Annotated in this window: 9 protein-coding genes and 1 pseudogene; 2 read left to right on the plus strand and 8 right to left on the minus strand. The window is 69.2% G+C overall.

Annotated elements, in window-relative coordinates; genetic code table 11:
* A partial coding sequence (locus FV228_RS15070) for a peptidoglycan DD-metalloendopeptidase family protein (RefSeq protein ID WP_147855366.1) occupies positions 1 to 1,188 on the plus strand: 1,188 nt, incomplete at its 5' end.
* Positions 1,189 to 1,282: 94 nt separating this feature from the next.
* Here the strand turns inward: FV228_RS15070 and FV228_RS15075 are convergent.
* The gene (locus tag FV228_RS15075; protein WP_147855367.1) at positions 1,283 to 1,624 is read right to left on the minus strand and encodes a YidB family protein; all 342 of its coding nucleotides are present in this window, start codon (positions 1,622 to 1,624) and stop codon (positions 1,283 to 1,285) included.
* A 180-nt stretch (positions 1,625 to 1,804) separates the two neighbouring features.
* A complete protein-coding gene (locus tag FV228_RS15080; protein WP_147855368.1) occupies positions 1,805 to 2,197 on the minus strand; it encodes a YidB family protein in 393 nt (130 codons plus the stop codon).
* Between the two features lie 137 nt (positions 2,198 to 2,334).
* On the opposite strand from FV228_RS15080, the pseudogene FV228_RS15085 reads away from it, so the two are divergent.
* A pseudogene (locus tag FV228_RS15085) lies at positions 2,335 to 2,568 on the plus strand (alpha/beta hydrolase); the annotation flags it as partial.
* Between the two features lie 161 nt (positions 2,569 to 2,729).
* On the opposite strand, the gene FV228_RS15090 reads toward FV228_RS15085, so the two are convergent.
* From FV228_RS15090 to FV228_RS15115, 6 genes are all read right to left on the minus strand, one after another.
* Entirely contained in the window at positions 2,730 to 3,608 is an 879-nt protein-coding gene (locus FV228_RS15090; protein ID WP_147855369.1) for a phytoene/squalene synthase family protein, read from the minus strand.
* Entirely contained in the window at positions 3,608 to 4,006 is a 399-nt protein-coding gene (locus FV228_RS15095; RefSeq protein WP_147855370.1) for an MTH938/NDUFAF3 family protein, read from the minus strand. Before FV228_RS15095 ends, FV228_RS15090 begins: the two co-directional genes overlap by 1 nt.
* A gap of 12 nt (positions 4,007 to 4,018) precedes the next feature.
* Complete coding sequence (secF, locus tag FV228_RS15100) at positions 4,019 to 4,960, minus strand: protein translocase subunit SecF (RefSeq protein WP_058191332.1); 942 nt, start codon at positions 4,958 to 4,960, stop codon at positions 4,019 to 4,021.
* Between the two features lie 232 nt (positions 4,961 to 5,192).
* Positions 5,193 to 6,797, minus strand: coding sequence for a protein translocase subunit SecD (gene secD / locus FV228_RS15105; protein WP_147855371.1), 1,605 nt, complete (start codon positions 6,795 to 6,797; stop codon positions 5,193 to 5,195).
* A gap of 57 nt (positions 6,798 to 6,854) precedes the next feature.
* Positions 6,855 to 7,190 (minus strand): preprotein translocase subunit YajC, encoded by a 336-nt coding sequence (yajC, locus tag FV228_RS15110; protein WP_147855372.1) that lies wholly within the window; start codon positions 7,188 to 7,190, stop codon positions 6,855 to 6,857.
* Positions 7,191 to 7,310: 120 nt separating this feature from the next.
* Positions 7,311 to 7,880 (minus strand): alpha/beta hydrolase (locus tag FV228_RS15115; protein ID WP_147855373.1); only part of this gene is annotated, 570 nt, incomplete at its 5' end.

Raw genomic sequence — 7,880 nt, forward strand, 5'->3', positions numbered from 1 at the left:
CCGGCCCCGACTCAGGCGGCCGCGCCGGCCGCCCGGGTCGCCTCGACCGGTGCCCCCGGCTGGAGCGCCCAGGGCGGCACACAGATCACGGTGTCGAAGAACGACAGCCTGAACCAGATGTCGACGCGCTTCGGCGTGCCCGCTTCGGCGATCCTGTCGGCGAACGGCCTGTCCAACGCCAGCCAGATCACCCCCGGCCGGCAGATCGTGATCCCGGTCTACAACGCCTCCGGGCTGAACCCGGCCGCGGCTCCGATGACGGCCCGGCCGGCCCGGGCCGCCGAGGAGAAGCGAGAAGACGCGCGGCAGGTCGAGGCCAAGGTCGCCTCGAAGCGCGAGGAGGCCAAGGAGGCCGCCAAGCGCGAGGAGGTTTCCAAGCGTGAAGAGGCGTCCAGGCGCGCCGCCGCCGAGAAGGAGGCGGACCGCAAGGACGCGCTGGCTCGGGACACGGCAGCCCGCAAGGTCGCCGAGGACAAGGCCCGCAAGGAAGCGTCCCTGAAGGACGCCGACAAGAAGCATCACGTTCGCCCCGGCCAGGTCGCCAAGGCGGACGAGAAGAAGGCCGACCCGAAGGCTGAGGCGAAGGCCAAGGCCGAGGCGAAGGCCCTGGAAGCCAAGGCCGAGGCCAAGGCAGCCGCGAAGGCCGAAGCCACCCAGAAGCTCGCGGAGGCCAAGGCGGCCAAGGAGGCGGCCCAGAAGGCCGCCGCCGCCGAGAAGCCCGAGAAGGTCGCCTCCAAGGAGGCGCCGAAGCCGGTCGCCGCCGCTGCGCCAGCCAAGCCGGAGCCCGCCGCCACCGGGTCCGTCGCAGATGCGACGGCGTCGGAGAGCTTCCGCTGGCCCGCCAAGGGTCGGGTGATCTCGGGCTACGGCACGTCAGGCAACGAAGGCATCAACATCGCGGTGCCGGAAGGCACGCCGGTCAAGGCCGCCGAGGAAGGCACCGTGGCCTATGCCGGCTCGGACGTGAAGGGCTACGGCAAGCTGGTGCTGGTGCGCCACGCCAACGGGTTTGTCTCGGCCTACGCCCATAACGGCGAGATCGACGTGAAGCCCGGCGACAAGGTCAAGCGCGGCCAGACCATCGCCAAGTCCGGCGCCTCCGGCAACGTCACCTCGCCGCAGCTGCACTTCGAGATCCGCAAGGGCGGCTCGCCCGTGGATCCGATGTCCCAGCTCGCCAGCAACTGAGACGACGCAATCAATGTGGCGTGTGCGGCGGTCCCGAGAGGGGCCGCCGTTCTCGTTCGCGATGCCCCCGGCTCGAACGATCGCGTGCCTGCGATCAGGTTTTGGGGGCTTGCAGTGATCCGTCCGGGCTGTGGTGGTCCACCGCGTCCGGCAGGGTCTTGGCCAGGGTCGGAAACAGCTGTTCGACGGGGATGCCGAGCTTCGCAGCCATCTGGCGGACCTGCTCGTTGTCCAGGACCTTTTGGAGGTCGTCGGCGGTGATCGGCTCGTTCGGGCCGCGGCCTAGCCAGGAATTGACCTGGCTCTCGTAGCCGGAGCGGCGGAGCTGATCGAGCAACGCGTTGAGGCCGCCCGGCAGGACCTGCTGGATGATGCCAGGCAGCGCCTTGAGCGCCATCTGCCCCAACGAACCGCCGAGACTGTCGAGCAAGCTCATGATGATCCCCGTCGCTTTCCGTACGGATAGACCCTAGCGCATCGTTCCGCTTACCGAAACCGGCCGGACGCGCTAGCGATTTGATCCGCAACAGCTTTTTCCCGGTGGCCGATGGCTGCCCGTTGGCGTGAGACTTGGCGGCCGCCGACCGCTCCGGCCGAAGGCGTCCGATCAAAAAAATCAGCGGATCTGCGTGCTGAAGTTCGGCTGGGGCTTCAGCCGGCCGTCTTCGCTCTGGGCCGCGACCGCCGCGGGCAGGAACTCGGCGAGCGCCGTCGCCACGCGGCCGGCCGGCAGGTTCAGATCGTAGGCCAGCCGCTCGGTCACCGCATCCGGCAGGCACCCGGCAATCGCGGAGGCCGGGACGGGACGGTTCTCTCCGGACCCGATCCACGAGTCGACGGCCCCGCCGTGGCCGGCCTCGCGCAGCCGGTCCAGGAATGCGACGAGGCCACCCGGGTAGAATTTTGCCAGCGCCAGCGCGAGCTTGCCGCTGCCGGTGCTTACGACCGCCCGGTCGGCCGCCGCGACCACGTCGCCGATCAGGGTCTTCACACCGTCGAGCAGGCTCATCGTGTCGTATCCCGGGGTTCGATCACCACGCTCAAGGTTGGGCGGGACCGGCGGTCGGCAAGAGGCGGTCGGCAACAGCGCATGCGGCAATTGCGCGGCGATCGGCTAAAATGTCTGCCGCAGGGAGGGCGTGATCGATGAAGCGCGTGCAGGCCGGTGTTCTCGACGTCGCCTACCTGGAGGTCGGCCCCGCGGACGGGAAGCCGGCCGTCCTGCTCCACGGCTTCCCGTACGACGTCCACGCCTACGACGCGGCGGCGGCGCGCCTAGCCGCTGCGGGCGTGCGCTGCCTGATCCCGTACCTGCGGGGTTACGGGCCGACCCGGTTCCGCGACCCGCAAACGCCGCGCTCCGGCGAGCAGGCACGGGTGCTGTGACGTCCCCGTTCCCCACCGTCATTGCGAGCGTAGCGAAGCAACCCAGGGAAACGCCACCATTCTGAGATCGCGCGCTGCCCTGGGTTGCTTCGCTGTGCTCGCAATGACGGTGCGGGTCCTTTGCCAGAAGGCGAGAACGAACCGCCCGACGGTGTTCAACCAATCCGTCGCGACGCCCGCCACAGCCGCCACAGCCGGCGCCAGCGCGGCAGGTCGGTGAGCGTGTTGAGCGGGTCGTAGCTCGCCCGCTCCATCATGGCGAGATAGGGCTCGACCAGCGCCACCGGCAGGAACGCCGTGCCGGCCAGCGGTGCGATCGCCGGGCGGGCGGCCTCGAAGGCCTTGAGATGGGTCCGGGCGAGGTCGCGCAGGTCGGCGCAGGCCCGGCGCAGGCCGGGGCCGCCGCGGCCGCTGGTGATGTCCTCGCGGGTGACGCCGTAGCGGGCCAGCACGTCGGCCGGCAGGTAGACCTGGCCGGAGCGGGCGTGCCAGGGCAGGGCGCGCAGCAGGCCGGTAATCCCGTAGGCGACCCCGGCATGGCCGGCGGCCCCCGCGCCGCCCGGCTCGGTGCCGTTGCCGATCACCAGGCTCGCCAGCCGGAACAGGGCGGAGGCGGTCTCGCCGCAATAGCCCTCCAGGTCGTTCACCCGGGGCATCGGATCCTCGTAGAGGTCGAACACCCTTGCGTCGATCAGGTCCACGAAGGGCTGGCGCAGCAGGCGGTTCACCCGGATCGCCTCTTCGAGGGCCGCCGCCACCGGGTTGGCGCGGACATCACCTCGGGCCTCGCCCTGGAGCGCATCGCGCCACCATTGCAGGCGGATCTCGCCGGCCATCGGGTTCGAGGCGGCCTCGCGCACCCGTGCGACGGTCAGGCTGAAGGCGTAGAGGGCGAAGAGATGCGGGCGGGCGGCGGCCGGGGCGAACAGGGTCGCGTAGTAGCGGTCCGGATCGCCATCGCGGACCAGCTGCTCGCAATGGGCCTGCGCGAAGGCCAGGCCGGTCTCGGCGGGCTTGTCGTCGACCTCCGGCATCAATCGACCACGATCAGGGCGGCCGCGACCTTGCGGTTCTCGGCCACCAGGATGTTGTAGGTGCGGGCCGCCGCCCCGGTCTGCATCACGTCGAGGCCGACGCCGGCATCCTTGAGCCAGCCGCGCAGGGACGGGTCGATCGCCGCGATGTCGAGGCCGGTGCCGACCAGCAGAAGCTCGATCTCCGCGGCCTCGGCCTGGACCGGGCGCAGGGCCGTGCGGTCGATCGCCTTCGCCGACGTGACGTCCCAGGCCCGAACGCCCGAGGGCAGGAGCAGGAGCGAGCCGCGATGCGACATCCCGGCGAAGCGGAAGCCGCCGTTGCCGTAGGTGTCGATGATGTGGCGCCCCGGCACGAAGCCGGATTCGAAGCCCTTTGACGTCTCCTGCTCGGCCATGTCCGAAAAAAACTACTCCGCGGGTTGCGGGACGCCCGACCGCTCGGCCGCCGCGCGAGCGCCCGAGAGCATCAGCCCCAGATAGATCAACACCGGAGTCGACACGAAGATCGCCGAGTAGGTGCAGATCACGACGCCGCAGAGCATCACGATGGCGAAGCCCTTGATCGCCTCGCCGCCGAACAGGACCAGCGCCAGCAGCGACAGGCCCGACGAGATCGAGGTCATCACGGTGCGCGACATGGTCGAGTTGATCGACAGGTTGAGCAGGTCGACCGTGGGGATCGTCTTGTAGCGCCGCATCAGCTCGCGGGTCCGGTCGAACACCACAACGGTCTCGTTGAGCGAGTAGCCCACGATGGTCAGGATCGCGGCGATCGAGGTCATGTTGAACTCGATGCGGGTGATGATGAACACGCCCACCGTCAGCACGATGTCGTGGAGCGTGCCGACGATGGCGCCGAGCGCCAGCTCCCGCTCGAACCGGAACCACAGGTAGAGCAGCACCGCGACCACCGACAGCACGACGCCGAGCGTGCCGGACTGGACCAGCTCGCCCGAGACGCGCGGGCCGACGGTCTCGGTGCGGCGGAAGTCGTAGTCGGCGTCGAAGGCGGCGTGCGCCTTGTTCATCACGGCGGTCTGGCCCTGCTCGCCGGGCTGGAGCGGCAGGCGCACCAGCACGGTGCCCTGGTTGCCGAGTTCCTGCACCTCCGGCTCGCCGAAGCCGAAGCCGACCGCGGTGTGCCGAATCGCGGCCACGTCGGCGGTCCCGGACTTGGCCTGCAGTTCGACCAGTGTGCCGCCCTTGAAGTCGATGCCGAAGTTCAGCCCGATGGTGAGGAACAGCACCACGGTGACGAGCGACAGCACCGCCGAGAGCGGAAAGGTCAGCCGCCGGAAGCGCATGAAGTCGAAATGCGATTCATCGGGCCAGAGGCGGAGCAGGCGCATTTTTTCGGACCTAACGTGTGGAAGATGTCAGCACCGGCACGATACCGTCCCACCCGCGACCTCATCCTGAGGTGCTTGCGCCCCGCGCAAGCCTCGAAGGAGGCCTGCAGGCTGCGCACGGTCCCTGGATCCCTCCTTCGAGGCCCGCTGGCGCGGGCACCTCAGGATGAGGTTCGGGGTTTGGAGCGGCGGATCACACCGGCGGCGATGCATCTCCCGAAAGGAAGTTCAATCAGAACGGCAGGGCCTTCGGCCTGAACGTCTTATACCACACCGCGATCATCATCCGGGTCAGCGTCACGGCGGTGATGACCGTGGTCAGGATGCCGAGGATGAACACCACGGCGAACCCCTTCACCGGCCCGGAGCCGAGGAAGAACAGGATCAGCGCGGCGATCGCCATGGTCGAGTTCGAGTCGATGATCGTCGCGAAGGCGCGGTCGAAGCCGGCCTGGAGCGCGGAGATCAGCGAGCGGCCGGCATGGCTCTCCTCGCGCATGCGCTCGTAGATCAGCACGTTGGAATCCACCGCCGTGCCGATGGTAAGCACGATGCCGGCGATGCCCGGCAGGGTCATGGTCGCCTCCAGCACCGACATCAGGCCCAGGATCAGCCCGACATGGACCATCAGGGCGATGTTGGCGATGAACCCGAAGGTGCCGTAGGTGGCGAACATGAAGCAGACCACGAGGCCGGCGGCCACCAGGGTCGCGAGCTTGCCGGCCTGGATCGAGTCCCGGCCGAGGCCGGGGCCGACGACGCGGCGCTCGACCACGGTGAACTTCGCCGGCAGGGCGCCGGCCCGGAGCAGGACCGACAGGTCGTTGGCCTGCTGAACCGTGAAGTTGCCGGTGATCTGGCCCGAGCCGCCGGTGATCGCCGAGCGGATCACCGGGGCCGAGACCACCTCGTTGTCGAGCACGATCGCCATGCGCCGGCCGACATTCTCTGAGGTCGCCTGGCCGAAGCGCTGGGCGCCGCGCAGGTTGAATTTGAAGCTGACCATCGGCTCATGCGACTGCTGGTCGAAGGCCGGCTGGGCGTCGGTTAGCTCGCCGCCATCCGCCATGACCCGGCGCTCGACCGGAACCTTGGCGCCCTTCTCGTCCTTGGAGGGCAGCATGTCGACGTCGCCCGAGGGGCTGTCGGCGAGCATGCGGAATTCGAGCTTGGCGGTGGAGCCCAGCAGCTTCTCCAGCCGCTCCGGGTTCTGCTCGCCCGGGACCTGGATCAGGATCCGGTCGGCGCCCTGCTGCTGGATCGAGGGCTCGGTGGTGCCGGTGGAATCGAGGCGGCGGCGGATGACCTCGATGCCCTGGCTGACCGCCCGGCGGGTGCGCTCGGTGATGCCGACATCGGTGAGCGTCAGGCGGATCACGCCGCCGGGCTGCTCGGTGATGTCGAGTGTGCGGGCCGCGGTCTGGCCGATCGACGTGGTTATCGGCAGCGACAGTTCCTGCAGCTTCGGCAGGACCTTGGCCCGGGCCGCGTCGTCCGCGACCTTCACCTGGACGCCGCGCTGGAGCAGGCCGACGCCGCCGTCGGCGCGGACATTCTCCTGCTGGAGCGTGCGGCGCACGTCGTCGCGCAGGGCTTTGGCCTGGGAGGCGATCAGCTCGTTCTGGTCCACCTCCAGCAGCAACTGCGAGCCGCCCTGAAGGTCGAGGCCGAGCACGATGCCCCGGGTCGGGACGATCCAGGTCGGGAACCAGGACGGCAGGCTCGCCACGAAGCCCTTGCGCTGCTCGGGCGAGAAGAAGCTCGGCACGGCGAGCATCAGACCGATCAGGATCGCCGCGAGGGTCGTGATGATCTTCGCACGGGAGAAGCGCAGCATCGGCCGATGTTTTCTCTGTCAGGCCGGCGGGTTACGCCGGCCGCTTCATGGAAGGTGTCAGACGGCCTTGGCCGGTCCGCCCTTGGCGCGGACCTCGGAGATCATCGTCCGGACGACCCGCACGCGGACGTTCGGGGCGATCTCGACCTCGACCTCCGCCTGGTCGTCGACGGCCTTCACGACCCGCCCGACCAGGCCGCCATTGGTGACGATCGTGTCGTCCCGGCGCACGGCCTTGATCAGCGCCTGGTGGTCCTTGACCCGCTTCTGCTGCGGTCGCAGGATCAGGAAATACATGATCACAAAGATCAGGACGAACGGGATCACCTGAAAGGCGATCTCCGCTCCGCCAGCGGCCGTAGCGGCCCCTTGCGCGAAGGCGGGGGTGATCAACGAGCGTCTCCTGCGATTGGCACGCAGGCCTGCCGCCGGATGCGGCGTCCGCAGACCTGTCTGAAAGCGCGCGGACTATAGCCAGGGGCTTCCCGAAAGCAACGCCCCGCGCTCAGACGGTCACAGCAGGCCGAGCACCGCCTCCGCAAAGGCGTCCGGCGCCTCCTGCGGAAAGTTGTGCCCGACCCCCGCGACGATGGCGCGCCGGTACGGGCCGGTGAAGTGCCGGGCGTCGGTGTCGGACTCAGGCGGCGGCCCGACCCCGTCGTCGGCACCGAGCAGCACGATCGATGGCACGGTGATCCCCGGCTGGGCCGTCAGGCTGGCTTCGATCCCGGCCAGTGCCGGATCGCCGGGCGCGAGTGCGAAGCGATGGCGATAGGAGTGGACTACGACGTCGACGAAATCCGGATTCTCTTCGAAGGAATGCGCGGTCTGGGCGAACGTTTCTTCGGAGAATTGCCATGTCGGCGACCACAGCCGCCACAGTAACGCGCAGAATTGCGCCCGGTTGGCCGCCAGGCCGGCGCGGCCCCGGGCGCCGTGGAGGTAGTACTGGTACCACAACCGATGCTCGGCCTCCGGCGATGCCGGCTCGCCCGAGGCCGGGATATTCTGGATGTTGTAGCCCACGCCGCAGCTCACGAGCCCCGTCGCCCGCTCCGGCCAGAGCGCCGCCACCACGCAGGC

The organism is Methylobacterium sp. WL18 (assembly GCF_008040015.1).
In the GTDB taxonomy this organism is placed as follows: domain Bacteria; phylum Pseudomonadota; class Alphaproteobacteria; order Rhizobiales; family Beijerinckiaceae; genus Methylobacterium; species Methylobacterium mesophilicum.

Bases quoted from the DNA above. Each gene is read 5' to 3' on its own strand.
- FV228_RS15075 (WP_147855367.1), bottom strand. From the start codon at position 1,624: ATGAGCTTGCTCGACAGTCTCGGCGGTTCGTTGGGGCAGATGGCGCTC.
- FV228_RS15080 (WP_147855368.1), bottom strand. From the start codon at position 2,197: ATGAGCCTGCTCGACGGTGTGAAGACCCTGATCGGCGACGTGGTCGCG.
- FV228_RS15090 (WP_147855369.1), bottom strand. From the start codon at position 3,608: ATGCCGGAGGTCGACGACAAGCCCGCCGAGACCGGCCTGGCCTTCGCG.
- FV228_RS15095 (WP_147855370.1), bottom strand. From the start codon at position 4,006: ATGGCCGAGCAGGAGACGTCAAAGGGCTTCGAATCCGGCTTCGTGCCG.
- secF (WP_058191332.1), bottom strand. From the start codon at position 4,960: ATGCGCCTGCTCCGCCTCTGGCCCGATGAATCGCATTTCGACTTCATG.
- secD (WP_147855371.1), bottom strand. From the start codon at position 6,797: ATGCTGCGCTTCTCCCGTGCGAAGATCATCACGACCCTCGCGGCGATC.